The 26,713-nt window shown below is 72.9% G+C and carries 20 protein-coding genes; 13 read left to right on the top strand and 7 right to left on the bottom strand.

What is annotated here, in order from left to right; translation table 11 throughout:
• Positions 1 to 11 precede the first annotated feature (11 nt).
• A complete protein-coding gene (locus tag ACWCRA_RS19870; RefSeq protein WP_351549176.1) occupies positions 12 to 536 on the top strand; it encodes a MauE/DoxX family redox-associated membrane protein in 525 nt (174 codons plus the stop codon).
• A gap of 93 nt (positions 537 to 629) precedes the next feature.
• Here ACWCRA_RS19870 and ACWCRA_RS19865 read toward each other — a convergent pair whose 3' ends face one another.
• Positions 630 to 1,133: a PaaI family thioesterase gene (locus ACWCRA_RS19865; protein ID WP_351549174.1), complete on the bottom strand. Its 504-nt coding sequence runs from the start codon at positions 1,131 to 1,133 to the stop codon at positions 630 to 632.
• Positions 1,134 to 1,239: 106 nt separating this feature from the next.
• Entirely contained in the window at positions 1,240 to 3,621 is a 2,382-nt protein-coding gene (locus ACWCRA_RS19860; RefSeq protein WP_451068183.1) for an FdhF/YdeP family oxidoreductase, read from the bottom strand.
• A 245-nt stretch (positions 3,622 to 3,866) separates the two neighbouring features.
• Here ACWCRA_RS19860 and polA point away from each other — a divergent pair, with 245 nt between their 5' ends.
• Positions 3,867 to 6,581: a DNA polymerase I gene (gene polA, locus ACWCRA_RS19855; protein WP_451068182.1), complete on the top strand. Its 2,715-nt coding sequence runs from the start codon at positions 3,867 to 3,869 to the stop codon at positions 6,579 to 6,581.
• A 30-nt stretch (positions 6,582 to 6,611) separates the two neighbouring features.
• Here the strand turns inward: polA and ACWCRA_RS19850 are convergent, their stop codons facing one another.
• Positions 6,612 to 7,418 (bottom strand): DUF4184 family protein, encoded by an 807-nt coding sequence (locus ACWCRA_RS19850; protein WP_451068181.1) that lies wholly within the window; start codon positions 7,416 to 7,418, stop codon positions 6,612 to 6,614.
• 237 nt (positions 7,419 to 7,655) lie between these two features.
• On the opposite strand from ACWCRA_RS19850, the gene ACWCRA_RS19845 reads away from it, so the two are divergent.
• From ACWCRA_RS19845 to ACWCRA_RS19835, 3 genes are all read left to right on the top strand, one after another.
• Positions 7,656 to 9,446: a lytic transglycosylase domain-containing protein gene (locus ACWCRA_RS19845; RefSeq protein ID WP_451068180.1), complete on the top strand. Its 1,791-nt coding sequence runs from the start codon at positions 7,656 to 7,658 to the stop codon at positions 9,444 to 9,446.
• Between the two features lie 148 nt (positions 9,447 to 9,594).
• Entirely contained in the window at positions 9,595 to 9,732 is a 138-nt protein-coding gene (locus tag ACWCRA_RS19840; RefSeq protein ID WP_351549160.1) for an SPW_0924 family protein, read from the top strand.
• An 11-nt stretch (positions 9,733 to 9,743) separates the two neighbouring features.
• Positions 9,744 to 10,742, top strand: coding sequence for a DUF3068 domain-containing protein (locus ACWCRA_RS19835; RefSeq protein ID WP_451068179.1), 999 nt, complete (start codon positions 9,744 to 9,746; stop codon positions 10,740 to 10,742).
• A gap of 146 nt (positions 10,743 to 10,888) precedes the next feature.
• Here ACWCRA_RS19835 and hrpB read toward each other — a convergent pair whose 3' ends face one another.
• Positions 10,889 to 13,492, bottom strand: coding sequence for an ATP-dependent helicase HrpB (hrpB, locus tag ACWCRA_RS19830; protein WP_451068178.1), 2,604 nt, complete (start codon positions 13,490 to 13,492; stop codon positions 10,889 to 10,891).
• Positions 13,493 to 13,728: 236 nt separating this feature from the next.
• Complete coding sequence (locus ACWCRA_RS19825) at positions 13,729 to 14,559, bottom strand: class I SAM-dependent methyltransferase (protein ID WP_351549197.1); 831 nt, start codon at positions 14,557 to 14,559, stop codon at positions 13,729 to 13,731.
• A gap of 377 nt (positions 14,560 to 14,936) precedes the next feature.
• Between ACWCRA_RS19825 and rpsA the strand changes: the two genes are divergently transcribed.
• The 4 genes from rpsA (at position 14,937) to ACWCRA_RS19805 (ending at position 18,734) form a co-directional block, all read left to right on the top strand.
• The gene (gene rpsA / locus ACWCRA_RS19820; protein WP_351549152.1) at positions 14,937 to 16,427 is read left to right on the top strand and encodes a 30S ribosomal protein S1; all 1,491 of its coding nucleotides are present in this window, start codon (positions 14,937 to 14,939) and stop codon (positions 16,425 to 16,427) included.
• A gap of 216 nt (positions 16,428 to 16,643) precedes the next feature.
• Positions 16,644 to 17,582 (top strand): PAC2 family protein, encoded by a 939-nt coding sequence (locus ACWCRA_RS19815; RefSeq protein ID WP_351549149.1) that lies wholly within the window; start codon positions 16,644 to 16,646, stop codon positions 17,580 to 17,582.
• Positions 17,583 to 17,634: 52 nt separating this feature from the next.
• The gene (gene coaE / locus ACWCRA_RS19810; protein WP_451068177.1) at positions 17,635 to 18,243 is read left to right on the top strand and encodes a dephospho-CoA kinase; all 609 of its coding nucleotides are present in this window, start codon (positions 17,635 to 17,637) and stop codon (positions 18,241 to 18,243) included.
• Between the two features lie 116 nt (positions 18,244 to 18,359).
• Positions 18,360 to 18,734, top strand: coding sequence for a tetratricopeptide repeat protein (locus ACWCRA_RS19805; RefSeq protein WP_351549143.1), 375 nt, complete (start codon positions 18,360 to 18,362; stop codon positions 18,732 to 18,734).
• Here the strand turns inward: ACWCRA_RS19805 and ACWCRA_RS19800 are convergent.
• Entirely contained in the window at positions 18,731 to 19,030 is a 300-nt protein-coding gene (locus tag ACWCRA_RS19800; protein WP_351549140.1) for a DUF6343 family protein, read from the bottom strand. The genes ACWCRA_RS19805 and ACWCRA_RS19800 overlap by 4 nt on opposite strands.
• Positions 19,031 to 19,195: 165 nt before the next feature.
• Here ACWCRA_RS19800 and ACWCRA_RS19795 point away from each other — a divergent pair, with 165 nt between their 5' ends.
• The 4 genes from ACWCRA_RS19795 to ACWCRA_RS19780 all read left to right on the top strand — a co-directional run bounded on the left by ACWCRA_RS19795 (position 19,196) and on the right by ACWCRA_RS19780 (position 26,104).
• Positions 19,196 to 20,212, top strand: a complete 1,017-nt coding sequence (locus tag ACWCRA_RS19795; protein WP_451068176.1) for a slipin family protein — start codon at positions 19,196 to 19,198, stop codon at positions 20,210 to 20,212.
• A 680-nt stretch (positions 20,213 to 20,892) separates the two neighbouring features.
• The gene (locus ACWCRA_RS19790) at positions 20,893 to 23,859 is read left to right on the top strand and encodes a DEAD/DEAH box helicase (RefSeq protein WP_451068175.1); all 2,967 of its coding nucleotides are present in this window, start codon (positions 20,893 to 20,895) and stop codon (positions 23,857 to 23,859) included.
• Positions 23,856 to 25,169: an SWIM zinc finger family protein gene (locus ACWCRA_RS19785; RefSeq protein WP_451068174.1), complete on the top strand. Its 1,314-nt coding sequence runs from the start codon at positions 23,856 to 23,858 to the stop codon at positions 25,167 to 25,169. Before ACWCRA_RS19790 ends, ACWCRA_RS19785 begins: the two co-directional genes overlap by 4 nt.
• Positions 25,170 to 25,378: 209 nt before the next feature.
• The gene (locus ACWCRA_RS19780) at positions 25,379 to 26,104 is read left to right on the top strand and encodes a chaplin family protein (protein WP_451068173.1); all 726 of its coding nucleotides are present in this window, start codon (positions 25,379 to 25,381) and stop codon (positions 26,102 to 26,104) included.
• A 111-nt stretch (positions 26,105 to 26,215) separates the two neighbouring features.
• Here ACWCRA_RS19780 and ACWCRA_RS19775 read toward each other — a convergent pair whose 3' ends face one another.
• A complete protein-coding gene (locus tag ACWCRA_RS19775; protein WP_351549126.1) occupies positions 26,216 to 26,674 on the bottom strand; it encodes a hypothetical protein in 459 nt (152 codons plus the stop codon).
• Positions 26,675 to 26,713: the final 39 nt, after the last annotated feature.

The raw sequence follows: 26,713 nt of genomic DNA, 5'->3' as shown, positions 1-26,713 counted from the left end.
GGACCCCGCTGATGATCTATGTGGCCTTCGCCTGCCGGATTCTGCTGATCGGGGTCTTTCTGACGGCCGTCGCGGGGAAGGCGCGCAGCCGGACGGCGTTCGCCGCGTTCGAGCGGTCCCTGGCGGGACTGGGGCTCCTGCCCGCGCGGCTGTCGCGCGCGGTCGCGGTTTCGGTGATCGCGGCGGAGTCCGCCACGGTGGTGCTGCTGGTGCCCGCGCCGACCGTGCCCCTGGGGTTCGCCCTGGGCGCGCTGCTGCTGCTCGGCTTCAGCGCGGGCATCGCGCTGGCGCTGCGCCGGGGGCGGCGCGCCCCCTGCCGCTGCTTCGGCGCCTCCGCGGCCCCGCTGGGCCCCGTCCATGTGGTGCGCAATCTGCTGCTGGCCGCCGCGGGCGCCGCCGGGGCCGTCCTGGTGGCCGCCGGGCCGGCGGACGGCTGGCCGCCGCACCCCGGCGGGGCCGCCATCGCCTGTGCCTCGGCGCTGGTCGTGGTGGTGCTGACGGTCCGGCTCGACGATCTCACCGAACTCCTCCGCTGACCGGCCGGCCCCGGCGCCCGCGCCGTCCGGCCCGTGCGTCTCCGGCGGCGGGCGTGGCGGCCCCCCCCCGGACGTGGCGGCCCCCCGGGCGGATCAGCCGGTCGGGGCCCCGGTGCCACTGCCGGTGCCCGCGGGCGCGGCGGGCGCGGCGTCACGGAGCAGACAGGTGAGCCGCGCGGTGCACACCCGCTTCTGCTGCTCATCGGTGATCACGATCTCGTACGTCGCCGTCGTGCGGCCCCGGTGCACCGGGGTGGCCACCCCGGTGACCAGCCCCGAGCGCACGCCCCGGTGGTGGGTGCAGTTGAGGTCCACACCGACGGCGATCCTCCCGCTGCCGCCGTGCAGCATCGACCCGATCGACCCCAGAGTCTCGGCCAGCACGGCGGAGGCGCCGCCGTGCAGCAGTCCGTACGGCTGGGTGTTGCCCTCCACGGGCATGGTGCCGACGACCCGCTCGGCGGAGGCCTCCACCACTCTCAGCCCCAGCCGGCTGCCCAGATGGCCCGCCGAGAAGAGTGCGGGCAGATCCACGCCGAGCGCGGCGTACTCGTCGATGACCTCTTGCGGGAACTTCACAGCGGACTGCTCACCCATGGGGCCCGGCTCCGATCCGATTGCGTGATGTGCGCGTCCCCACCGTCCTATCAGATGCCTGAGCAGACGCTTAGTGACTGCGTCACATTCCCGCCCGGCGAATTGATCACACCCCGGGACCGGGGCCGGGGCCGCCGGCGCCGGGCCGGGCCGGCTCGAACCGCACCACCACGGACTTGCTCGCCGGGGTGTTGCTGGTGTCCGCGGTGGAGTCCAGCGGCACCAGCACATTGGTCTCCGGGTAGTAGGCCGCCGCGCAGCCGCGGGCGGTCGGGTAGTGCACCACCCGGAACCCGGGTGCCCGCCGCTCCACCCCGTCCTTCCACTCACCGACCAGATCGGTGTACGAGCCGTCGGCGAGGCCCAGCTCCCCGGCGTCCTCCGGGTTCACCAGCACCACCCGCCTGCCGCCCCTGATGCCCCGGTAGCGGTCGTCCAGGCCGTACACCGTGGTGTTGTACTGATCGTGCGAGCGCAGGGTCTGGAGCAGCAGCCGCCCCTCGGGGACCCTCGGGTACTCCACGGGCGCGGCGGTGAAGTTGGCCTTCCCGGTCGCCGTGGGGAAGCGGCGCTCGTCGCGCGGCGCGTGCGGCAGGGCGAAACCGCCCGGGCGGGCGATCTTCGCGTTGAAGTCCTCGAAACCGGGCACCACCCGAGCGATGCGGTCGCGGATCGTCCCGTAGTCCCGTTCGAACTCCTCCCAGGGTGTCGTCGAACCCGGACCGAGCACCGCCCGCGCCAGCCGCGCCACGATCGCCGGCTCGGAGAGCAGCCGGGGACCCGCCGGGGGCAGATTCCCGCGCGAGGCGTGCACCATGCCCATGGAGTCCTCGACGGTCACCACCTGTCGCCCGCCCTCCTGCACGTCCTTGTCGGTGCGCCCCAGGGTGGGCAGGATCAGCGCCCGCCGGCCGGTCACCGCGTGGGAGCGGTTCAGCTTGGTCGAGACATGGACCGTCAGCCGGGCCCGGCGGATCGCCGCCTCGGTCACCTCCGTGTCGGGCGACGCGGCGACGAAATTGCCGCCCATCGCGAAGAAGACCTTCGCGGTGCCATCGCGCAGCGCGCGGATCGACCGCACGACATCCAGACCGTGCCGGCGCGGGGGAGTGAAGTCGAATTCCTTCTCCAGGGCGTCCAGAAAAGCCGCCGAGGGGCGCTCGAAAATGCCCATCGTGCGGTCGCCCTGGACATTCGAGTGCCCGCGCACGGGGCAGACACCGGCGCCGGGGCGGCCGATATTGCCGCGCAGCAGAAGGAAATTGACGATCTCGCGGATGGTGGCCACGGAGTGCTTGTGCTGGGTCAGTCCCATCGCCCAGCACACAATCGTCCGCTCCGACTCCAGCACCATCGCGAGCGCCCGCTCGATGTCGGCGCGGACGAGGCCCGTCGCGGTCAGTGTCTCCGCCCAGTCGGCGGCCCGCGCCGCCGCGCGGAACTCGTCGTACCCGTGGGTGTGGGTGCGCACGAACTCCTCGTCCACCGCCCCCGGGGCGGCGCCGGACGGCCGGTCGCCCCCGACGTCCGCCGCCTCCGCCGTGTCCCTCGCACCCGCCGTGTCCGCCGCCTCCAGGATCAGCTTGTTCAGCAGGCGGAAGAGGGCCTGGTCGCCGCCGATCCGGATCTGGAGGAAGAGATCGTTGAGGGCGACGCCCTTGAGCATCCCGCGCGCCGTCTGCGGATTCCGGAACCGCTCCATCCCCGCCTCGGGCAGCGGGTTGACCGAGATGATCCGCGCGCCGGCGGCCTTGGCCTTCTCCAGCGCCGAGAGCATCCGCGGGTGGTTGGTGCCGGGATTCTGCCCCGCCACGATGATCAGATCCGCCTGGTGCAGATCCTCCAGCGACACACTGCCCTTGCCGACGCCCAGCGTCTCGGTGAGGGCCGAGCCGGAGGACTCGTGGCACATGTTGGAGCAGTCGGGGAGGTTGTTGGTGCCGAACTCGCGGGCGAAGAGCTGGAGCAGGAACGCGGCCTCGTTGCTGGTGCGGCCCGAGGTGTAGAAGAGGGCCTCGTCGGGGGAGTCCAGCGCGGTCAGCTCCTCGGCGATGATCGCGAACGCCCGCTCCCAGGTGATCGCCTCATAGCGGTCGGCGCCCTCCGGCAGATACACGGGCTCGGTGATCCGCCCCTGCTGGCCCAGCCAGTAGCCACTGCGGGCGGCGAGGTCGGCGAGCGGATGCGCGGCGAAGAAATCGGGGGTGACCCGGCGCAGGGTGGCCTCCTCGGCGACCGCCTTCGCGCCGTTCTCGCAGAACTCCGCCGTATGGCGCCGGTCCTCCTCGGGCCACGCGCAGCCCGGGCAGTCGAAACCGTCCTTCTGATTGACCTTGAGCAGGGTCCGGGCGGTCCGCCGCACCCCCATCTGCCGCTGGGCCATCCGCAGCGTGTGCCCGATCGCGGGCAGGCCCGCCGCGGAGTGCTGGACCCCCGAGACCCGGGGCGCGTCCTGGATCGGATCGTCTGCGGGCGGCTTACCGGTCATCGGGCTCTCCTTTGCGGGCGGACACCTGCTCCGGGCGGTCCCCGTCCCCGCACGGACTCTCCCCGTGCGGTCACCGCCGGGGACCCGGCGGCCGCGCGTCCGTACACGCTGTGCGGACGCGCGCGGGCGGCGGAGTGCGAGAAGCCTCCTCCACCCACTGTCGATCCTGTCACGGCCCGCTGACAACGGCTCCGCCGCGGCCGGTGTGGACGGCATTGTCAGTGGTCCGTGGCAGGATCGTCCCCGTGGCTGAGACAGCGTCGAAGAAGACCCCAGACGACAACCGTCCGCGCCTGCTCCTCATGGACGGGCACTCCCTGGCGTACCGGGCGTTCTTCGCGCTGCCCGCGGAGAATTTCTCGACCGCGAGCGGTCAGACGACCAACGCCGTCTACGGCTTCGCGTCGATGCTGGCGAACACGCTGCGCGACGAGGCGCCCACCCATTTCGCGGTGGCCTTCGACGTGTCCCGCAAGACCTGGCGCTCCAAGGACTTCCCCGAGTACAAGGCGAACCGCTCCGCGACCCCCGATGAGTTCAAGGGCCAGGTCGAGCTGATCGGCGAGCTGCTGGACACGATGAACGCCGCCCGTTTCGCGGTCGACGGCTTCGAGGCCGACGACATCATCGCCACCCTCGCCACCGAGGCCGAGGCGGCGGGTTTCGATGTGCTGATCGTCACCGGCGACCGGGATTCCTTCCAGCTCGTCAGCGAGCACACCACCGTGCTCTACCCCACCAAGGGCGTCTCCGAGCTGACCCGCTTCACCCCGGAGAAGGTCCAGGAGAAGTACGGACTCACCCCCGGGCAGTACCCCGACTTCGCCGCCCTGCGCGGCGACCCGTCCGACAACCTCCCCGGCATCCCCGGCGTCGGCGAGAAGACCGCCACGAAGTGGATCAACCAGTTCGGCTCCTTCGCCGAGCTGATCGAGCGGGCCGACGAGGTCAAGGGCAAGGTCGGCCAGTCGCTCCGGGACCACCTGGAAGCCGTCAAGCTCAACCGCCACCTCACCGAGCTGGTGCGCGATGTCGAGCTGCCCAAGTCGGTCGCCGAGCTGGAGCGCGCCCCCTACGACCGCAGCGCGCTGAAGGGCTTCCTGGAGGTCCTGGAGATCCGCAACCCCAGCCTGCGCGACCGTCTGCTCGCCGTCGACCCCGGGGCCCGGGAGGACGAGCCCCCGGTGCCCGACGCCGGAGTCGAGCTGGACGGCACGGTCCTGGCCACCGGCGAGCTGGGCTCCTGGCTGGAGCGCCACGGCGGGCAGCCGCTCGGTGTGGCGACCGTCGCGAGCTGGGCCCTGGGCGTGGGGAGCGTCAGCGAGGTCGCCCTGGCCGCCGCCGGCGGCCCGGCCGCCTGGTTCGACACCACCCGGCTCGACGAGGCCGACGACCGGGCCCTCACCGACTGGCTCGCCGATCCGGCCCGCCCGAAGGTCCTGCACAGCGCCAAGGACGCGCTGCGGGTCTTCCCCGAGCACGGCTGGCACATCGACGGCATCGTGATGGACACCGCGCTCGCCGCCTATCTCGTCAAGCCCGGCCGACGCTCCTTCGCCCTGGACACCCTCTCGATCGAGTACCTCCACCGCGAGCTGGCCCCCGCGGCGGCCGACGGCCAGCTGGCCTTCGGCGCCGACGACGAGCACGCCGAGGCCGATGCCCTGATGGCCCAGGCCCGCGCCGTCCTCGACCTGGGGGACGCCTTCACCGAGCGGCTCGGCGAAGTCGGCGCGGCCGAGCTGCTGCACGACATCGAGCTGCCCACCTCCCTCCTGCTGGCCCGGATGGAGCGCCATGGCATCGCCGCCGACCGCGCCCATCTCGAAACCATGGAGCAACTGTTCGCGGGCGCGGTCCAGCAGGCCGTGAAGGAGGCCCACGCGGCCGTGGGCCACGAGTTCAACCTCGGCTCGCCCAAGCAGCTCCAGGAGGTCTTCTTCGGTGAGCTGAACCTCCCCAAGACCAAGAAGACCAAGACCGGCTACACCACGGACGCCGACGCGCTGGCCTGGCTCGCCACCCGGACCGACCACGAGCTGCCGGTCATCATGCTGCGCCACCGCGAGCAGGCCCGGCTGCGCTCCACCGTCGAGGGTCTGATCAAGACCATCGCGGCGGACGGCCGGATTCACACCACCTTCAGCCAGACCGTGGCCGCGACCGGCCGGCTCTCCTCCACCGACCCGAATCTCCAGAACGTCCCGGTCCGCACCGATGAGGGCCGCGCCATCCGCCGGGGCTTCGTCGTCGGCGAGGGCTTCGAGTCGCTGATGACGGCCGACTACAGCCAGATCGAGCTGCGGGTGATGGCCCATCTCTCCCAGGACGAGGGCCTGCTCCAGGCCTTCACCTCCGGTGAGGACCTGCACAACACCGTGGCGTCCCAGGTGTTCGGCGTCGAGACCTCCGCGGTCGACGCCGAGATGCGCCGCAAGATCAAGGCGATGTCGTACGGACTGGCCTACGGGCTCTCCGCGTTCGGCCTCTCCCAGCAGCTGAACATCGAGGCCGGTGAGGCCCGCGCCCTGATGGACACCTACTTCGAGCGGTTCGGCGGAGTGCGGGACTACCTCCACCATGTGGTCGACGAGGCCCGCGCCTCGGGATACACGGCGACGATGCTCGGCCGCCGCCGCTACCTCCCCGACCTCAACAGCGACAACCGCCAGCGCCGCGAGGCCGCCGAGCGCATGGCGCTGAACGCCCCGATCCAGGGCACCGCGGCGGATATCGTCAAGATCGCGATGCTGAGGGTGGACGGGGCGCTGCGCGAGGCGGAGCTCTCCTCCCGGCTGCTGCTCCAGGTCCATGACGAAATCGTGCTGGAGATCTCCCCGGGCGAGCGCGCGGAGGTCGAGAGGATCGTCCGCCGTGAGATGTCGTCGGCGGTCTCGCTGAGCGCTCCGCTCGATGTCTCGGTGGGTGTGGGGCCGGACTGGGAGTCGGCCGCGCACTGACCCGCGCCGTGGATCAGGGTGCCGGAGCGGTCAGACCCGCTCCGGCACCCGCTCCCGCAGCCGCATGACCCCGCCGTACAGCAGCAGTCCCACCGCGAGCCCCGCCCCGGCGCCGAAGCAGGCCGTCGGGATGACGGCGAGCGGTGAGTCCCAGGGCCCGGATCGCTCGTACCAGCGCACACAGCGGTCGACGGCTCCGAGCAGGGCACAGGCGCCCAGCAGTGCGGCCACCATCCGACGGCCGCGCCGGTCGAGCACGGGCACGGACGGCGGCGGGCCGGAGAGTGAGCGCTCGCGGAGCACGGGCCGGGCGAACCAGCCGATCACCAGCAGCGCCAGCGCCGAGGAGCCGTACTGCGCGATCTGATGGCCGCCGAACCCGGCCACCGACTCATTGAGCACGGGCATCAGCCGGGTGCCCCAGCGTCCGTGGTGGGTGAAGGCGTCCCAGACGACATGGCTGGAGGCGCCGAGCACCGCCGAGAGATAGAAACGCAGCGCGTACCCGGGGGAGAGGTTCCGCCGCCCGCCGTCCAGCCAGGCGTGCACCGGCCCCTGACGGCCGGAGGGGAGCAGGGCCAGCAGGGGGTCGCGGATCAGCAGCCACATCGCCACCAGTGCGGCGGTGATGGCCGCGTCGACGGTGAACAGACCGAGGAGTCCATGGGTGAACCGCCCGAACTCCATCGCGCCCGGCACCGCCGTCGCCGCGAAGAACGTCATATCGGGGGAGAGCGACCCCATGATCAGCGCCGAGGCGACCAGGGGGCCCCGCCCGGTTCCGTCCCTCCGGATACCCGGCAGCACCGCGGCGGCGTGGCTCAGCGTGAAAGGCATACGTCGTGATCCCCCTGTGACGCCTGTTGATTGATTTCGATCTTCCGGGATCGACGCTGCTCAGTATGGGCGATCAAGTCGGATCGGGAGTTCGCACGCATGCGCCATGGCGAACCGGTGAAAGCCGGTCAAGGCCAGGTGTTCCGCGGCCGACGGGTGCCGTAGGGTCACCTGAGGAATCGCCCGTTATCGCACAGGGGAGCGCGGACAGCCGCTTTCGGGGAGGGAAGAAGACGTATGGCAGCCCAATTCGGCCGACGCCTGCGCAAGGGAGCCACCACCACCGCCATCGCGGCCGCCGCTGTCGCGGCGCTCTCCGCCTCACAGGCGCCCGGGATCACCCATGCCACGCTCGGTGGCGGCGACGGCAGCCCGGGACAGGGCGCCGCCGACACCGATCCCGCGTCGACCGACGGCTCCGCCACGGGCAACTCGCCGTATCACACGGATCTCCCGCCGCTGACGACCCCGGACAGACCGGGTAATTCCCCCCATCTCCCGGCCCATGGGCCGTCGGAGTCCGGTATACCGGCGACCGTCCTCTCCGCCTACAAGAAGGCCGAGAAGACCATCTCGGCCTCGGACCCCGGCTGCCATGTCCCCTGGCAGCTGCTCGCCGCCATCGGCAAGGTGGAGTCGGGGCAGGCGCGGGGCGGCAAGGTCGACGGCAACGGCACCACGTACTCCCCGATCCTCGGCCCCGCCCTCAACGGCGTGGGCTTCGCGAACATCTCGGACACCGACAACGGCGCGTACGACAGCGACACCACCTACGACCGCGCCGTCGGCCCGATGCAGTTCATCCCCTCGACCTGGGCCACCTGGGGACAGGACGCCAACGGGGACGGCCGCAAGGACCCCAACAACATCTACGACGCGGCCCTCGCCGCGGGCCGTTACCTCTGCGCCGGTGACCGCGATCTGACGGACGCGGCCGACCTCGACCGGGCGATCCTCTCCTACAACCGGTCCCGCGAGTACCTCCGCACGGTGCTCTCCTGGTTCGAGTTCTACAAGACCGGTACCCACGAGGTGCCGGACGGCACGGGCGAGCTGCCCGACTCCAGCACCCCCGACTCCGCGTCCGGCTCCGGTACGGGTGCCACCGGCTCCACCGGCACCTCCACGGACAACAGGACCAAGTCGGCCGGCTCGGACTCCCCGGCCAAGAGTCCCGGGAAGAAGCCGGCCCCCTCGCCGAAGCCGGAGAAGCCCGGCGGCGGGACCACGGGCAAGCCCACGCCCCCGCCGGCCACCAAGCCGCCCACGACGCCCCCCACCACCCCGCCGGCGCAGGCGCCCGTCACCCGCGTCGAGAACGCGGGCACCGGGAAGCTCACCGCCATGGCCGGACGTGCCTTCGCCGAGAAGGTCACCGTGCGGGTGCGGAACTCGCTGGGCCGCGGCGTCGCCGACCAGTCGGTGCGCTTCGAGATCGTCGGTGCGACGGACACCCGCTTCCAGGGCGGACGCCGGGTCGTCGTCGGCACCACCGGCAAGGACGGCAAGGTCACCGCACCCGCCCTCACCGCGGGCGAGGAGACCGGGAACTTCTCCGTACGGGCCACGGCCCCCGGCCACCGGGTGCCCGCCGCCGAGTTCACCGCGAAGGTCACCCCCCGGGCCGCCGACCGGCTCACCCGGGTCGGGGACGCTCCCCTGACGGCCGCCGCGGGCGCGGAGTTCACGGAGGCCGTCGAGGTCAAGGCCGGCTACCAGGGCGGCATCGCCCCCGGTGTCGGAGTCACCGCCACTCTGATCAAGAGCGATCAGGACCCGGCGGAGAACGACAAGGGCCCCCTCTTCAAGGACGCCGACGGCAAGCCCGTCCGCACCCTCACCGGCCTCACCACCGGCACCGATGGCACGCTCAAGCTCCCGAAGCTCCTCGCGGACGGGGAGCCGGGCACTTTCCTGCTGCGGCTCACCGCCGTCGGCGGTGCCACGGTGACCATCGAGCTGACGGTGACCCCGCCCGCCTCCTCCGCCCCGCCCGCCCCGTCTCCCTCTTCGTCGCCCACGGGCTGATTCCCACCTCCTTCTCCACCCGCCGCCCCTGTGCCGCCACGGCACAGGGGCGGTGCGACGTGTTCTCATCTCGCGGTCCGGTTGCTACGGTGCCCAGCCCTGACGTCGCGTCAGATCCCTCTGGACCCGATTCCCCGGGAGGCCGAGCATGCGTGCCCTCGTCGCCGCCGCCATCGGACTGGCCGCCGCCTTCGCCCTCGTCCTCACCCTCACCGCCGTCGGCTCACCCCCGGGCGAGACCTCCCCCGAACCTCTGCTGACGACCGTCCCCGGCCCCAAGAAGTAGACGGGCCGGCCATGCACCGCCGCGCCGGCCTCGTCCTCCTCGCCCTCGCCGTCTTCTGCGCCGCCCTCTCCCCGCTGCTGCGCTGGTACGCCTTCCCCCGGCTCGCCAAGGTCCCGCCCGGCCAGTACCAGGAGATGGTGCTGGAGGCGAGGCCCGCGACCCTCCTCGACTACAGCACCCTCCGGGCCGAGCAGGTGGAGAAGGTCACCATCGTCCAGACCCTCAAGGGCAATGTGGAGGAGTCGGAGAGGATCGAGCGCACCGCCGGCCGCGATGTCGTCGTCTGGGACGCGCTCTCCCATGTGCAGGGCCCCGACGGCAGGACGGTCTCCCAGATCCCCGAGCGGTATGTCTTCGACGCCCACACCCAGGCCCCGGTGCACGCCCCGGGCGAGATGGTGGACGGGACCCCGGTCCGCCGCGAGGGCATCGAGTTCAAATGGCCCTTCCTCACCGAGAAGCGCGCCCACCTGTACTTCGACGCCCAGACCCGCACCTCCGCCCCCATCCACTACCGGGGCACCCGGGACTTCCGAGGGCTCAGCGTCTACTACTTCGAGCAGACGATCCCCTGGACCAAGGTCCCGTACCCCAGGAAGATGCCCATCCCCGGTATCGACGCCTCCACCCTGGAGAAGAACACCGGCACCACCCGCTGGTACACCACCACCCGCATGTTCTGGGTCGACCCGGTCACCGGGGCCCCGGTCAACGGAGAGGAGATCCACCGGGAGGAACTGCGCGGCGGCACCCTCCTCGGCGGCCGTGACAGGGTCACCGCGTTCGCCGGTCATGTGAAGATGCGCCCCGACTATGTCGACCACACCGTCGAACTGGTCAAGTCCCAGCGGCTGCTGGTGCTCCTGCTGACCTCCTTTCTCCCCTGGGGCCTGCTGCTGTCGGCCGGCGCCCTGCTGACGCTGGCCCTGGTCCTGGAGGCCCGCGGCCGGCGCCCCGGTCCGCCCGCCCCCGAGGGCGAGCCCCCTCCCCCCGACCTCCTCCCTGCCTGAGAACCCTCCCCGGCCCGCACCCCTCCCTGTCTGAGAACCCCCCGGCCCGCACTCCTCCCTGTCTGAACCTCTCCCCTCCCGGCCCCTTCCCCGCCCGCGCCCCTCCCTTCCCGAGGCCGCCGCCCCTCGTCTTCCCTTCCCTCTCCTCAGCCCCGCCCTCCGCCGCCCCGGGCGGCTCCTTCCCCGCCCCCGGCCGCTCCGGCCCGACGCGCCTTGGTGTGGCGGGTCGGCTCCGCCGTGGCAGGGTCCTCCGGCCAGGGGTGCCGGGGGTATCTGCCGCGCAGCTCCGCCCGGACCGCGCGGTATCCGTCCCTCCAGAACGAGGCCAGATCCGCGGTCACCGCCGCGGGCCTGCCCGCCGGGGAGAGCAGATGCACCACCACCGGCACCCCCGCCAGCCGGGGTGTCTCCCGCAGCCCGAACAGCTCCTGGAGCTTCACCGCCAGCACGGGCTGCGCCCCGCCGTACTCCACCCGTATCCGCGACCCGGTGGGGACCTCGATCCGTTCCGGCGCCAGCTCGTCCAGCCGAGCCGCCTCCCCGCTCGCCCACGGCAGCAGCCGCTGCAGGGCCTGCCCCGCCGGAATCCGCCCCAGATCGGCCCGCCGGCGGGCCCGCGACAGCTCCGGTTCGAGCCACTCCTCCGTGCGCTCCAGCAGCGCGGCGCCGGACACATCGGGCCAGGGCGCACCCAGCTCCCGGTGGAGAAAGGCGAGCCGTTCCCGCAGCCCGCGGGCATCCCGTGTCCAGTGCAGCAGCCCCAGCCCCTCGCCGCGCAGCCCGTCGAGGAGCGCCTCGCGCACCAGCGCGGGCCGAGGGTCCCGCAGAGGGCGCACCGACAGCTCGATGGCCCCGAGGCGCCGCACCCGGCGGGCGAGGACATCCCCGTCCTCCCAGCGGACCTCCTCACCGGAACCGAGCAGAGGGGCCGCGGCCGAGCGGGCCCCGTCCTCGTCCATCGCGGCGGCGAGCCGCACCCGGGCGGACGCGGCGGTCGCCGGCCGGTCGGCGACCGCCACCGCGAGCCAGGGCGCGCCGCGCAGCACCGAGCCCGCCCCGACCTCCGCCCCGGTGCCGGAGGCCATGAGGAACCCGCCCTCACCCCGGGCCCTCGCCACCCGCTCGGGGAACGCCAGCGCCGTGACCAGCCCCGCCACGGCGTCGTCACCGGCCTCCGTCCGCCGCCCCCGGTCCGGGGCTCCCGGGCCGCCACCCGGCCGGTCCGCCGTGGAGGAGGAGAGGGACGACATCAGCCGCCGAGCCTCCGTCCGCCACCGCGCCCCATAGGCGTCACCACCCCGGCGAGCCGTCCGCCAGGCCCCCGCGAGGTCGTCGCCGTACTCCCTCGGAGGCTCCTCGCTGAGCAGGGCGACCACCTCGGCCGCCCGGCGGGCCCCGACCTCGGAGGCGCCGTCGATCAGCGCCCGGGCCAGCCGGGGGTGCAGCCCGAGCCGGGACATCCGTATCCCCCGCTCGGTGGCCCGGCCGTCCGGGCCGACCGCGCCGATCGAGGTCAGCACCGAGCGCGCGGCGGCCATCGCCCCGGCCGGTGGCGCGTCCAGCAGCGCCAGCCCGGCGGCCGAGGGGTCGCCCCAGCAGGAGACCCGGAGAGCGAACGCGGCCAGATCCGCGATCCTGATCTCCGGCAGCGGGAAGCGGGGGCGGCGGACGTCGTCCGCCGGGGCCCAGCAGCGGTACACGGTCCCGAAGGCCTCCCGGCCGGCGCGCCCGAGCCGCTGGGTCGCACCGGCCGCCGACACCGGCACCGTCGCCAGTGAGCCCAGCCCCCGCGCGTGATCCATGCGCGGCTCACGCGCCAGCCCCGAGTCGACGACGATCCGCACCCCGGGCACCGTCAGACTGGACTCCGCGACCGATGTGGCCAGCACCACCCGCCGCCCCTCACCGCCGCGCAGCACCGCGTCCTGCACCGCGGCCGGCGCCCGTCCGTGCAGCTGGAGCACCTCGGCGCCGACCCCTTCCAGCATCCCGGCGGTCCGGGCGATCTCCCCGGTCCCGGGCAGAAAGCAGAGGACATCGCCCTCGTGCCGGTCGAGCGCCAGCCGCACCGTCGCCGCGACATGCCGCAGCAGGGCCGGATCGACCCAGGTCCCATGGGCCGGCCGGATACCGCCGGGCGGAGGCGCGTGGAGGAACCGGGAGCCATGGCCCTCGCCCGCGCCACGCACCACGGGCGCGGGCCCCGAGCCGTCCAGCACGGTCAGCAGCTCCGCCCACGCCTCCGCGTCGCCGGTCGCGGAGGCAGCGATCAGCTGGAGATCCGGGCGCAGGGCCGCCCGCACATCCACCAGGAACGCCATGGCGGTGTCCGCGTCCAGATGCCGTTCGTGGCACTCGTCGAGGAGGACCACATCGACGCCGGGGAGTTCGGGATCGCGCTGGAGCCGCTGCAACAGAACACCGGTGGTGACCACCTCGACCCGGGTCGAGGGCCCGGCCCGCCGCTCGCCGCGCACCGTGTACCCGACCTCGCCGCCGGTCTCCTGGCCCAGCAGCCATGCCATCCGCCGTGCCGCGGCCCGCACGGCCATCCGGCGGGGCTCGGCGACCAGCACCCGCCGCCGCGGCCCCGTCCCGGTCAGGCCGGCCAGCGCCAGGGGCACCAGCGTGGTCTTGCCGGTGCCGGGTGGCGCGTACAGCACAGCGGTGCCGCGCTCCTCCAGTGCGGAGAGCAGCTCGGGCACGGCGGTGCGCACCGGCAGGCGGTCGAGTGCGTCGGTTCGGATCATGGCTTCAGTCTCGTACGGTCCGGCCGGCGGTGCCCCGAGCCGTCCACAGGGGCGATGCGTTCATCGGTTTGTATGACCGCTTGTGCCACATTGGACCGCCCGGACCGCCCGGACCGCCCGGACCGCCCGGACCGCATGGACTTCCCGGACCACGCGGGCCGCACGGACCGGTGGGGCGGCGCGAGCCAGGACCCGCGCCGCCCCACCGGACCGCCTCACCAAACCGGTCCGGACCCTCAGTCCCGTACGCACACAAAGATCGCCGTACCCGGGATCAGATTCCCCCGCAGCGGGGACCAGCCGCCCCACTCCTGGCTGTTCCAGGCGGGCCACTCCGGCTCGACCAGGTCCAGCAGCCGGAAACCGCCGGCCACCACATCGCGCACCCGGTCCCCCACGGTCCTGTGGTGCTCCACGTACACCGCGCGGCCCTGCCCGTCCTGCTCCACATAGGGAGTGCGGTCGAAGTAGGACGCCGAGACGCTCAGCCCCTCGGGCCCGGGCTCGTCCGGGAACGCCCAGCGGATGGGGTGGGTGACCGAGAAGACCCACCGGCCGCCGGGCCGCAGCACCCGGCGCACCTCCGTGAACACCGTCACGGGATCGGCGACGAAGGGCACGGCCCCATAGGCGGAGCAGGCGAGGTCGAAGGAGCCGTCGCGGAACGGCAGCGCCGTCGCGTCCGCCTCCACCAGGGAGAGGTCCGCGCCGATCCGCAGCGCGTGCTGGAGCTGGCGGTGGGAGAGATCCAGCGCCACCGGCCGCGCGCCCTGGGCGGCGAGCCAGCGGGAGCACTGCGCCGCGCCCGCCCCGATCTCCAGCACGTCCAGCCCCTTCAGGGACTCCCGTGGACCGAGCAGCTCCGCATCCGCCTCGTCCAGCCCCTCGGGCCCCCAGACGAAGCGGTCGTCCCCCAGGAAGGCCCCGTGCTCGCTCTGGTACTCATCGGCGTTCCGGTCCCACCAGCCGCGGCTCGCCCGGCTGCTCTCCGTGTCGTCGGCGTCACGACGGGTGGCTTCGGGGTCGGGGTCCGCGATGTCCGCGGCGTCTTTGATGTATTGGCTCATCATCACCGTCGTTGTAGTTTGCGTTCAGGCACAGCCCAAAGAGCAGCCGTTGTGGCCTCTGCAAACACTAGTTGTGCCGGGTATGAGACGTTCTGCCCCGGGTGTGCGCCTTCGCGCATTGACCGTGTCCGGCTGCCCCCGTATGCTACAAGTTGCGCTGCGGGCCTGCGTGCCTCAGACAGAGTAGGCCGCGCTCGCATCTGTATGTATGTCCCCTCGGTTTGCGAGGCGCCTCCAGGCGGTTCGTCTCCGGATCACTCCGGAAGCGGCGGTCAGGTGGGTGCTTCCACGGCTGTCCGGCTTCTTGCAGCTGCGATACGGGCTCACGGCGTAGCAGTACCTACGACTTCAATGTCCGTACCGGAGCCCTTTCCCACATGACGAGCAGCACCGAGACCACCGCCACTCCGCAGGTAGCGGTCAACGACATCGGTAACGAGGAAGCCTTCCTCGCCGCGATCGACGAGACGATCAAGTACTTCAACGACGGCGACATCGTCGACGGCGTCATCGTGAAGGTCGACCGGGACGAGGTCCTGCTCGACATCGGTTACAAGACCGAAGGTGTCATCCCGAGCCGCGAGCTCTCGATCAAGCACGACGTCGACCCCAACGAGGTCGTCAAGGTCGGCGACGAGATCGAGGCCCTTGTTCTCCAGAAGGAGGACAAGGAAGGCCGCCTGATCCTCTCGAAGAAGCGCGCCCAGTACGAGCGTGCCTGGGGCACCATCGAGAAGATCAAGGAAGAAGACGGCATCGTTACCGGTACCGTCATCGAGGTCGTCAAGGGTGGACTCATCCTCGACATCGGCCTGCGTGGCTTCCTGCCCGCCTCCCTCGTCGAGATGCGCCGTGTCCGCGACCTCCAGCCCTACGTGGGCAAGGAGCTCGAGGCCAAGATCATCGAGCTGGACAAGAACCGCAACAACGTGGTCCTGTCCCGCCGTGCCTGGCTTGAGCAGACCCAGTCCGAGGTTCGCCAGACCTTCCTCACCACCCTCCAGAAGGGCCAGGTCCGTTCGGGCGTCGTGTCCTCGATCGTCAACTTCGGTGCCTTCGTGGACCTGGGTGGCGTCGATGGACTCGTGCACGTCTCGGAGCTGTCCTGGAAGCACATCGACCACCCCTCCGAGGTTGTCGAGGTCGGCCAGGAGGTCACCGTCGAGGTTCTCGACGTCGACATGGACCGCGAGCGTGTCTCCCTGTCGCTGAAGGCGACGCAGGAAGACCCGTGGCAGCAGTTCGCCCGGACCCACCAGATCGGCCAGGTCGTTCCCGGCAAGGTCACCAAGCTGGTTCCGTTCGGCGCGTTCGTCCGTGTGGACGAGGGCATCGAGGGTCTGGTCCACATCTCCGAGCTGGCCGAGCGCCACGTGGAGATCCCGGAGCAGGTTGTCCAGGTCAACGACGAGATCTTCGTCAAGGTCATCGACATCGACCTTGAGCGCCGTCGCATCAGCCTCTCGCTGAAGCAGGCCAACGAGTCCTTCGGCACCGACCCGGCCTCGGTCGAGTTCGACCCGACCCTGTACGGCATGGCCGCGTCCTACGACGACCAGGGCAACTACATCTACCCTGAGGGCTTCGACCCGGAGACCAACGACTGGCTCTCCGGCTTCGAGACCCAGCGCGAGGCCTGGGAGACCCAGTACGCCGAGGCGCAGTCGCGCTTCGAGCAGCACCAGGCTCAGGTCATCAAGTCCCGCGAGGCCGACGAGGCCGCTGCTGCCGAGGGTGGCACCGCCGCTCCGGCCGCCGCGCCCGCCAGCGGTTCGTACTCCTCGGAGTCGGACGACAACTCCGGCGCCCTGGCGTCGGACGAGGCGCTCGCCGCCCTTCGCGAGAAGCTGGCCGGAGGCCAGAGCTGACGCTCTGCACCGGCTGACGGATAGCTGACGGTAAGGCCCGCTCCCCCTGGGGAGCGGGCCTTACCGGTTCTCCGGCGCTCCCCGGGCCCCTCCGGCCGGACCGCCGCGCGGGCACACCGGCCTCCGCCGCCCCCGGGGTGTGTATTCCGGGTGAGGGGGGAATGCCCCTGTGCTACCGCGTGTTGTCGGTTAGGAACACGAGGAGGAGCGGTAATCGTGCTTGATCCGCAGGATTTGTACGAATGGGAGCCGAAGGGCCTCGCGGTCGTCGACATGGCGCTCGCGCAGGAGTCGGCCGGCCTGGTCATGCTGTACCACTTCGACGGATACATCGACGCGGGCGAGACCGGCGAGCAGATCGTCGGCAATCTGCTCGACACACTGCCCCACCAGCTCGTGGCCCGCTTCGACCACGACAGGCTGGTGGACTACCGTGCCCGCCGCCCGCTGCTGACCTTCCGGCGCGACCGCTGGACCGGGTACGAGACCCCGGGCATCGAGGTCCGCCTCATCCAGGACGCCACCGGAGCGCCCTTCCTTCTGCTGTCGGGCCCGGAGCCCGATGTGGAGTGGGAGCGGTTCGCCGCGGCGGTGGCCCAGATCGTGGAACGGCTGGGAGTGCGCCTCTCGGTCAACTTCCACGGCATCCCCATGGGAGTCCCGCACACCCGCCCGGTGGGCCTCACCCCGCACGGCAACCGCACCGACCTGATGCCTGGCCATCGCAGCCCCTTCGACGAGGCCCAGGTCCCGGGCAGCGCGGAGTCGCTGGTGGAGTTCCGGCTCATGGAGGCCAATCACGACGTGCTCGGTGTGGCCGCCCACGTACCGCACTACGTCGCCCGCTCCTCCTACCCGGACGCCGCGCTGACCGCCCTGGAGGCCGTCACGGCCGCCACCGGACTGGTCCTCCCCGGTGTCGCCCACGCGCTGCGCACCGAGGCGCACCGCACGCAGAACGAGATCGAGCGCCAGATCGGCGAGGGCGACGAGGAACTGATCGGACTCGTCCAGGGACTTGAGCACCAGTACGACGCCATGGCGGGCGCCGACAGCCGGGGCAGCCTGGTCGCCGAACCCGTGGATCTGCCGTCGGCCGACGAGATCGGTCTCGAATTCGAGCGCTTCCTCGCGGAGCGCGAGGGCGACTCCTGACGGCCGGCCCCACGGACCCCTGCCCGGAGCCGGAAGGACTAAGCTGCCGCTCATGCTGTCCGTAGGTCTGACCGGTGGAATCGGCGCCGGCAAGAGCGAGGTCTCCCGGCTCCTGGAGTCGTACGGAGCGGTGCTGATCGACGCCGACAGGATCGCCCGCGAGGTGGTCGAGCCCGGCACCCCGGGGCTGGCCGCCGTCGTGGCGGCTTTCGGCGAGTCGGTCCTCGCCCCCGACGGCACTCTGGACCGGCCGAAGCTCGGCGCGATCGTCTTCGCCGACCCCGACCGGCTCGCCGCGCTCAACGCGATCGTGCACCCGCTGGTCGGGGCGCGCTCACAGGAGCTGGAGCGGGCGGCGGGGCTGGAAGCGGTCGTCGTCCACGACGTCCCCCTGCTCACCGAGAACGCGCTCGCGGACCGGTACGACCTCGTCGTGGTCGTGGACGCGAGCGTGGAGACCCAGCTCGACCGGCTCGTCGGGCGGCGCGGAATGACGGAGTCCGACGCGCGGGCGCGGATGGCGGCACAGGCCACCAGGGAGCAGCGGCGCGCCATCGCTGACCTTGTGATCGACAACGACGGTCCCCTGGAGCAGCTGGAACCGCAGGTGCGACGGGTGTGGGCGGAGCTGACCCGGCGGGCGGAGCGGCGATCCGGCTGAGCCCGGCCCCGTAACAGCGCGTTCCGTGACAGGGGCTCACAACAGCCCCTGACCGTACCGGAATACCTCTCCCGTGACCTGTGTTGGAACGGTGCGGCGAGGGGAAGGATTCCGTTGTGCCCAAGAGCAACCCGGAGACGCACGTCATCGACTACCGCGCGGCCGAGCGGCTGCTCGCCGCGCGGGACCCGCGTGGTGCCGTGAAGCTGCTGGACTCGGTCATCGCGGCCCATCCCGAGAACACGGCCGCCCGGCTGCTCCGCGCCCGCGCCTTCTTCGCCGCCGCCCAACTGCGGCCGGCGGAGCTGGAATTCGCATGGGTCCTGGAGCGCGAACCGGACAACGCCTTCGCGCATTTCGCCCTGGCCCGCACCTTCGAGCGCGCCGGCCGGCCCGGGCAGGCGCAGCGCCACTACCGTCTCGCGGCGGCGCTCGACCCCAGACCGGAGTATCTCCGCGCGGCCCGTTTCGACCCGGACGGCAAGCCCTAGGGGCCGGGTTCCCGCCCCTGCCCGGGGTCCGGCGGGCGGCGGTCGTGGACCGGTTCGTACGGTGGGATGTCCCGGCCGGGCTGATAGTGCGGGCCCTGGCGGACATGGCGGACGATGATGAACAGATCGACCAGGACGATCAGCAGGATCACCCCGCACAGCGCGGCCCAGCCGGGGTGGCCGGAGAGCGCGAAGGCCACCGTCCCGGAGGTGGTCCAGATCAGTCCCCAGACGGCCAGCCAGAAGCGCATCCGCAGAGGGCTGCGGGCGGTGATCGGTTCACTTCCCGTGCGCACGGTCCATTCATCTCCTTCTCCAGAGTGCACCCTCGCCTCCTCCCGGCGCGCCCCCGCGCGCTCCCGTGCCGCTCCGCGCCGGCGCGGCGGCGGAATCTGGTCTTAAGCCTCATACCGGGCATACGGTGGAAGAGGGCGTCCGGCTCGACCGAAGGGGGTGCCCTGATGATCGAGACGCTGGTGATCGCCTGTGTGGCGGTCGTACTCGGTGCTCTGGCGTACGCGACGGCGGCGGCCAGGATCGTGAAGCAGTACGAACGCGGTGTGGTCTTCCGTCTCGGACGGCTCCACGGGGGCGTCAGAGGCCCCGGATTCACCATGATCCTTCCCGCCGTCGACCGGCTCCGCAAGGTCAATATGCAGATCGTGACGATGCCCGTGCCCGCGCAGGAGGGCATCACCCGGGACAATGTGACGGTCCGGGTCGACGCGGTGGTCTACTTCAAGGTGGTCGAGGCGGCGGACGCGATCATCAAGGTCGAGGACTACCGGTTCGCGGTCTCCCAGATGGCGCAGACCTCGCTCCGGTCGATCATCGGCAAGAGCGATCTGGACGATCTGCTCTCCAACCGCGAGAAGCTCAACGAGGGGCTGGAGCTGATGATCGACAGCCCGGCGATCGGCTGGGGGGTCCAGATCGACCGGGTCGAGATCAAGGATGTGTCGCTGCCCGAGGCGATGAAGCGGTCGATGGCCCGGCAGGCGGAGGCCGACCGGGAGCGCCGGGCCCGGGTGATCAACGCGGACGCGGAGCTCCAGGCGTCGAAGAAGCTGGCCGAGGCGGCCGGGGTGATGTCGAAGGAGCCGGCCGCGCTTCAGCTCAGGCTGCTTCAGACGGTGGTGGCGGTCGCGGCGGAGAAGAACTCCACCCTGGTGCTGCCGTTCCCGGTGGAGCTGCTCCGCTTCCTGGAGCGGGCGCAGCAGCAGCCCCAGCAGGCGCAAGGTGGGTCCCCGGCGCAGGCGGTGGAGCAGGAGCCGGGGCGGGAGCGTGGTGGTACGGAGGAAGTGGAGCCGAGCCCTCCGCCGCCGCACGCGGCCGAGGCCGGACCCGGACAGGACGAGGGCCCCGCCCTGGAAGCCCCGGAGTCCTGGGGATCGGGTGACCGCCCGGCGGTCACCGGGGGCGCGGCGGCCGACCCGGCTGATCCGGGGCACGTGCGGCCCCTCCCTCCGGCCGCCTGACCCTCGCGGCCCCGGCCTCGCGGCCCCGGCCTCGCGGCCCCGGCCTCGCGGCCCCGGCCTCGCGGGGGTCTGAGCGGCATGCACGGGCCTCGTGGGGTGGAGTCGATCGCCTCGGGCTGTCGCGGGTGCGAGCCGGCTGCTCCGGGCTTCCGCGGGCGCGAGAGGAATGCCCTGACCGCTCGCCGGTTGCGAGGCGGGCGCCCTGGCCTGTCACCGGTTCGAGCGGTACGCCCCGGGCCCACCGATTCGAGTGGAACGCACCCGGCCCCCGCCGGTTCGAACAGGGCGAGCCGGCCTTCCCCGCTCGTCGCGTGGGGCCGAGCCACCCGAGGCCCGTGGACCCCGTGCCCCTGCCCTTGCGCCCGGACCCACGGGATGCCCGCGCCTCCCGCCGCCGCGCGAGCCGGACCACTCACCACCCGCCGCGCGAGCCTGGCCCCTGGCCGAGGCGCGGACCGGCGCCGATGATGACGCGCCCTTCCGGCGCCGCCCCCTTCCCCGGCGTCACGCGGTCCGGGAGCACACGGCCCGGCGTCACGTGGTCCGTCAGGCCGCGCGGCACCAGCGGGAGACCCCTCCGACCAGGCATTCCGCCCCGGATCGACGTCGTTGTCAGACCCCACCCGTAAGGTCGTAGGTCCGTTGTCCCGATACGCATCCGACGGTGGGAGGTGGCCCGCATGACAGCCGAGACGGCGCCCTCTCCGTCCGGTCTGCCCGGCCTGTTCGGTCTGTCCGGTCGCGCCGCGGTCTTCCTGCCGTCCGCGCTGCCGCGCGAGGGCAGGATCGCCTTCTGGAACCCCGGCGGCGAACCCCTCGACGACGCGACCGGGGAGATCACCGTCGTCCGGCACACCGGCCCGGAGCCCGTCCCCGCCGCCCCCGCGCCGCAGGACATCCGCGAGCATTCCGTACCCGCCCTGCTGCTCCCGGTCGCGGAGGCCCTGCCGCTGCTGATGCGCGCCCGCCGCCATCCGGCCGCGCACCCCGCAGCCGCCTGCTGGGGTGCCGCGGCGCTGCACGCCCTCCATCTGGTGGCGCGCGGCCGGCTGCTCCCCGGCCTGACCGGGGCCGACGAGGACGCCTGGCGCGCCGGTCCGCTGGACGCCGACGACATCGCCCAGCTCAGAGCGATCGCCGCCGCGATGCCCCACGAGGCCCACGCCGTACCGATGCCCGCCTCCGGGGCACCATCGGCGGGCCCCCTCCGGCTCCCCGAGCCGGAGGCGCTGGTCCGTGCCTTCTTCGACGCGGTGGCGGACACCCTTCCCCGCACCCCGGCGGCGGCCTTCGCCGCGGGCGCCCCGTTCGCCGCCGAGGCGCCCCAGCGGCTTCCGGGGGCCCGGGAGTGGGCCGCCGAGGCCGCGGCCGGGATGGACGCGGGGGTGCGGGTCTCGCTGCGGCTCGATCTCTCGTCCCTGGAGCTCTTCGACACCGCCGCCGAGGACGAGGGCCACGGGAGCGGACGGAGCGCGGCCGCCGCCGTCGTCCAGGTGCACAGCCTCGCCGATCCCACTCTCGTCACCGACGCGGCACGGCTCTGGGCGGCCGACGGCGACGAACACCTCGGGCCGCGTGCCCGTATCGACACGGTGCTCGCACTGCGCCGCGCCGCCCGGGTCTGGCCTCCGCTCGCCGGGCTGCTGGAGCGGGATGTCCCCGATGTGCTCACCCTCACCGAGGACGAGCTGTACGAACTGCTGGGCCCCGGAGCGGCCCGGCTGGCCGCCGCGGGGGTGGCCGTGCACTGGCCGAGGGAGCTGGCCCGGTCCCTCTCCGCCTCCGCCGTGGTGCGTGCCGCCGCCCCCGGCTCGGCGACCGACGGCACCCCTTTCTTCGACAGCGCGGAGCTGCTGAAGTTCAACTGGCAGCTCGCTCTCGACGGAGACCCGCTGACCGAGCGGGAGATGGATGCCCTGGCCGAGTCGCACCGGCCGGTCGTGCGGCTGCGGGACCAGTGGGTGGTGGTCGACCCGGACCTCGTGCGCAAGGCCCGCAAGCGCGAGCTGGGCCTGCTCGAACCGGTCGACGCGCTCGCCGTGGCGCTGACCGGCACCGCGGAGGTGGACGGCGAGACGGTACCGGCGGTGCCCACCGGCACCCTGGCGGTGCTGCGCGACCGCCTCACCGGGGGAGCGGCCCCGGTGCCGGCCCCCGAGGGCCTCCAGGCCACCCTGCGGGACTACCAGCTGCGCGGGCTCGCCTGGCTCGACCTGATGACCTCGCTCGGGCTGGGCGGCTGTCTCGCCGACGACATGGGCCTCGGGAAGACCGTCACCGTGATCGCCCTCCATCTGCACCGGGCACACCCGGCCCCCACCCTGGTCGTCTGCCCCGCCTCCCTCCTCGGCAACTGGCAGCGAGAGATCAACCGGTTCGCCCCCTCCGTCCCGGTCCGCCGCTTCCACGGCGCGGACCGGACGCTGCCCGGTGCCGGTGCCGGTGCCGGTGCCGGTGGTGGCTTCGTGCTCACGACCTACGGCACGATGCGCACCAGCGCCCCCCGGCTCGCCGCCCAGAGCTGGGGGATGGTCGTCGCCGACGAGGCACAGCACGTCAAGAACCCCTTCTCCGCCACGGCCAAGGCCCTGCGCACCCTCCCGACTCCCGCCAGAGTCGCGCTGACCGGCACCCCCGTGGAGAACAACCTCTCCGAGCTGTGGGCCCTGCTCGACTGGACCACCCCCGGTCTGCTGGGCCCCCTGAAGACCTTCCGCGCCCGGCACGCCCGGATCGTCGAGCTGGGCGAGGACGACGAGGCGGTCGAGCGGCTCTCCCGGCTGGTCCGCCCCTTCCTGCTGCGCCGCAGGAAGTCCGACCCGGGCATCGTGCCCGAGCTGCCCCCCAAGACGGAGTCCGACCACCCGGTCGCGCTCACCCGCGAACAGGCCTCGCTGTACGAAGCGGTGGTACGGGAGATGATGGCGGCCATCGGGAGCGCGGAGGGGATCGCCCGCCGCGGACTGGTGATGAAGCTGCTGACCGACCTCAAACAGATCTGCAACCACCCGGCGCAGTTCCTGAAGGAGCGCGGCGGTCCGCCACGGCCGGCCTCCACGGCCACCCGCCCCACCGCTCCCCGGAACCCGCCCGGCGGCAGGGGCCCGAGGCTGGCGGGGCGCTCCGGCAAGCTCGCCCTCCTCGACGAACTGCTGGAGACCATCCTCGCCGAGGACGGCTCGGTCCTGGTCTTCACCCAGTACGTCTCCATGGCGCGCCTGCTCTCCGAGCACCTCACCTCCCGGGCCATCCCCTCCCAACTGCTCCACGGAGGCACCCCGGTCGCCGAGCGGGAGCGCATGGTCGACCGCTTCCAGTCCGGGGGCGTGCCGGTGTTCATCCTGTCCCTCAAGGCAGCGGGCACGGGGCTCAACCTCACCCGGGCCGGCCATGTCATCCACTACGACCGCTGGTGGAACCCCGCAGTGGAGGAGCAGGCGACGGACCGGGCGTACCGCATCGGCCAGACCCAGCCCGTCCAGGTCCACCGGCTGATCGCGGAGGGCACCGTGGAGGACCGCATCGCCGGGATGCTCGCCGCCAAACGCGCCCTGGCGGACGCGGTCCTCGGCTCCGGCGAGGCCGCGCTGACCGAGCTGACCGACCACGAGCTGGCCGATCTCGTCTCCCTGCGGAGGCCCTCATGACCCCGCCCGCCACCCCGGGTCCGCACGGTGACCGCCGTGCGTCCAGCCGTCCGCGGACCTCCTCCACGCGCCGCCGCGCGGGCTCCCCGGGGGACGACCGGCGCCGCACCTTCCCCGCGCCGGAGCCCCTGCCGCCCGGCGGGACGGCGTCGAGCTGGTGGGGAAACGCCTGGGTGGAGGCGCTGGAGGACACCGCTCTCGACCCGGCCAGGCTCGCCCGCGGCCGCGCGTACGCGGGGCGCGGCCAGGTCGACGCGATCACGGTCACCCCCGGCCGCGTCACCGCCTATGTGCACGGCAGCAGACCGCGCCCGTACCGCACGGAGATCCGCCTCCGCACCCTCTCCGACGAGGAGTGGGAAGGCTTCCTCGGCGCCGCCGCCGCCCGCCCCGACCACATCGCCGCACTGCTCGACAAGGATGTGCCGCACGCCCTGGCCGGCGCGGCCGATCTGCTGCCCATGGCGGGCGACCTGATCCCCGACTGCTCCTGCCCCGACGACGGCTACCCCTGCAAGCACGCCGCCGCCCTCTGCTACCAGACCGCCCGGCTGCTGGACCAGGACCCGTTCGTGCTCTTCCTCATGCGCGGCATGGGCGAGCGGGACATCCTCGCCGCGCTCGCCCACCGCAACGCCATCCGGTCGGCCGCCGAGCGGGCCGCCGTCGCCGCGCCGTCCCCCGCGACCGTCCCGGCCCACGAGGCGCTCGCTCCCCGGGTGCTCCCCGCCCTGCCGCCCCCCTTCCCGGCGCCGGCCCAGCCGGGCCGTCCACCCGCCTACCCCCACGCGGCGGGCGCGCCCGACCCGCTCGCGCTCGATCTCCTCGCCGGTGAGGCGGCGGCCCGCGCCCTGGCCCTGCTCACCACCGGTATCGACCCCATCGCCCGGCTCACCACCTGGCAGGACGCGGTCCGCCTCGCCGCCGCCCACCCCGGTTCCGGGCTCACCGCGTCCACCCGTGCCCTCTACCGCGATCTGGCCGGGGCGGCGGACCGTACACCCACCGAACTGGCCCGGGCGGTCGCCGCCTGGTGCCAGGGCGGCGGTCCCGCCCTCGATGTGCTGGAGGAGCCCTGGGACCCGCCCGCAGGCCCCTTCGACCGGGCGCGGCCCGCCCTGGCCGCCGCCGACTTCCCGGACTTCCGCCCCTGGCGCAACCGTCTCTCCACCGCCTCCCTCCAGCTCCGCTTCGGCCGTGACGGACTCTGGTACGGCTACGAGTCCGATAGTGGGCGCGAGGACTGGTGGCCCCGCGGCACCCCCGACACCGACCCCGTCGGGGTGCTCACCGCCCTGCTCGACCGGTGAAGCCTCCCGGGAGCGGGCGCGCCGCCGACGCCTCCCGGGAGGACCGTCCGGGGGGCGCTGACGCGACCGGGAGGCGATCGGTTCCGCCGGGGCGGGCCGCGCACTCGATGGAGTGAAAGGGACCGGCCGGATGGGCCCAAGCGGTGCGGGAATTCGTTGTCCGGATGCGGGCGGGTGCCCGCGCACTTCTCCGGAAAGCAGGAAACCCCATGAGGCAGCTCCACCGAAGAGGTCTGGCCACCGTGATGCTCACGGGCGGCGCGCTCGCGATGGCCGGACCGGCCCAGGCCGACGCCGTCGCCGACGGCGGCACGGCCGGTTCGCCCGGGGTGATCTCGGGAAACACGGTGCAGCTGCCGGTCCATCTGCCGGTCAGCGTCTGCGGCAACACGGTCAATGTGGTCGGCCTGCTCAACCCGGCCGCCGGCAACACCTGCGAGAACACCTCGCGCGGCGACCAGCCCCCGCCGGGCTCCTCGGCGAACGGCGGCGGAGCCGTCGCCCAGGGAGGCGCGGCGAACTCCCCGGGAGTGGACTCCGGGAACAGCCTCCAGCTCCCCATCGATCTGCCCGTCAATGTCACGGGCAACTCGGTCAACGCGGTCGGCCTCCTCAACCCCGCCGTGGGCAACACCTCGGCCAACGTCCCCGCCGAGCCGACCGCCCCCAAGCCGCCCACCCGCCCGGCACCCGTCACCCCGCCGAAGACCGTCCCGCCGCCGGAGACCGCCGTGCCCCCGCGCGAGCCGGAGGCGCCGGCGGCCGTCACCCCCGCCGACTCCGGGCCCTCACCTGCGTCCGGACCCACCCGGGTGCTCGCCGAGACGGGAACCGGCGACGGAGTCGGTTACGCGGTGCCCGCGGGCGCTGCCCTGCTGCTGGCCGGTACGGCGCTCCTCCGCCACGGACGCGGGAGCCGCCGGGCCGAGAGCTGAGCACTGGGCCGTGCGCGCGTCACCGGTCCGCGCGGCTCCGGGCGCGCCGGCAGCCGGGGCCCGGGCCGGAGCGGAAGCGGGGGCGGGGGCGGGGGCGGGGGCGGGGGCGGTTCAGCGCACGCTCGGGGCCGCCGCCTCGATGAACTCCGACAGCGTCTCACGTGCCTGCTCCGAGCGCTGGGAGCGGTCGTCCTCGTCCGGCGCCTCGTGCATGCAGTTCGTCACCTCGAAGGCCGCCGAGGCGAGCTCCAGTGTCTGGGCGTCGTCACACACCAACTGGACCCTCACCAGCGCCTGATGGGCGCTGGAGCGCAGTTGGTAGGAGCCGATCCTGGCCTCCTCGGCCGCCGGGCTGCCCGGGGCGTCCAGCGCGCGGTGCCAGCGGTCGTTCTGGCCGCGCCGGTAGTCCACCAGGGCGCCCGCGAAGGCGCTGTACGCGGCGATCCGGTCCTGGCGCAGCTGTTCGGCGCGGGTGAGCGCGGCGACCCGCTCGGTCGTCCTGCTCTGGAACACATGGGTGATCACCGAGCCGAGCAGTGTGCCGATGACCGCGATGACAGCTGTCTCCATGGTGCTTACTTCCCAAGAGGTGTGAAGGGGCCGGACGGA

The organism is Streptomyces sp. NPDC001889, from assembly GCF_053594535.1.
The sequence above is the reverse complement of the archived record's forward strand: the minus strand, read 5'-3'. Positions and strand labels throughout refer to the sequence as shown.

Excerpts from the sequence above, each read along its gene's own strand:
- ACWCRA_RS19870 (WP_351549176.1), top strand. The coding sequence starts at position 12 with ATGATCTATGTGGCCTTCGCCTGCCGGATTCTGCTGATCGGGGTCTTT.
- ACWCRA_RS19865 (WP_351549174.1), bottom strand. The coding sequence starts at position 1,133 with ATGGGTGAGCAGTCCGCTGTGAAGTTCCCGCAAGAGGTCATCGACGAG.
- ACWCRA_RS19860 (WP_451068183.1), bottom strand. The coding sequence starts at position 3,621 with ATGACCGGTAAGCCGCCCGCAGACGATCCGATCCAGGACGCGCCCCGG.
- ACWCRA_RS19850 (WP_451068181.1), bottom strand. The coding sequence starts at position 7,418 with ATGCCTTTCACGCTGAGCCACGCCGCCGCGGTGCTGCCGGGTATCCGG.
- ACWCRA_RS19845 (WP_451068180.1), top strand. The coding sequence starts at position 7,656 with ATGGCAGCCCAATTCGGCCGACGCCTGCGCAAGGGAGCCACCACCACC.
- ACWCRA_RS19840 (WP_351549160.1), top strand. The coding sequence starts at position 9,595 with ATGCGTGCCCTCGTCGCCGCCGCCATCGGACTGGCCGCCGCCTTCGCC.
- ACWCRA_RS19835 (WP_451068179.1), top strand. The coding sequence starts at position 9,744 with ATGCACCGCCGCGCCGGCCTCGTCCTCCTCGCCCTCGCCGTCTTCTGC.
- hrpB (WP_451068178.1), bottom strand. The coding sequence starts at position 13,492 with ATGATCCGAACCGACGCACTCGACCGCCTGCCGGTGCGCACCGCCGTG.
- ACWCRA_RS19825 (WP_351549197.1), bottom strand. The coding sequence starts at position 14,559 with ATGAGCCAATACATCAAAGACGCCGCGGACATCGCGGACCCCGACCCC.
- rpsA (WP_351549152.1), top strand. The coding sequence starts at position 14,937 with ATGACGAGCAGCACCGAGACCACCGCCACTCCGCAGGTAGCGGTCAAC.
- coaE (WP_451068177.1), top strand. The coding sequence starts at position 17,635 with ATGCTGTCCGTAGGTCTGACCGGTGGAATCGGCGCCGGCAAGAGCGAG.
- ACWCRA_RS19795 (WP_451068176.1), top strand. The coding sequence starts at position 19,196 with ATGATCGAGACGCTGGTGATCGCCTGTGTGGCGGTCGTACTCGGTGCT.
- ACWCRA_RS19790 (WP_451068175.1), top strand. The coding sequence starts at position 20,893 with ATGACAGCCGAGACGGCGCCCTCTCCGTCCGGTCTGCCCGGCCTGTTC.
- ACWCRA_RS19785 (WP_451068174.1), top strand. The coding sequence starts at position 23,856 with ATGACCCCGCCCGCCACCCCGGGTCCGCACGGTGACCGCCGTGCGTCC.
- ACWCRA_RS19780 (WP_451068173.1), top strand. The coding sequence starts at position 25,379 with ATGAGGCAGCTCCACCGAAGAGGTCTGGCCACCGTGATGCTCACGGGC.
- ACWCRA_RS19775 (WP_351549126.1), bottom strand. The coding sequence starts at position 26,674 with ATGGAGACAGCTGTCATCGCGGTCATCGGCACACTGCTCGGCTCGGTG.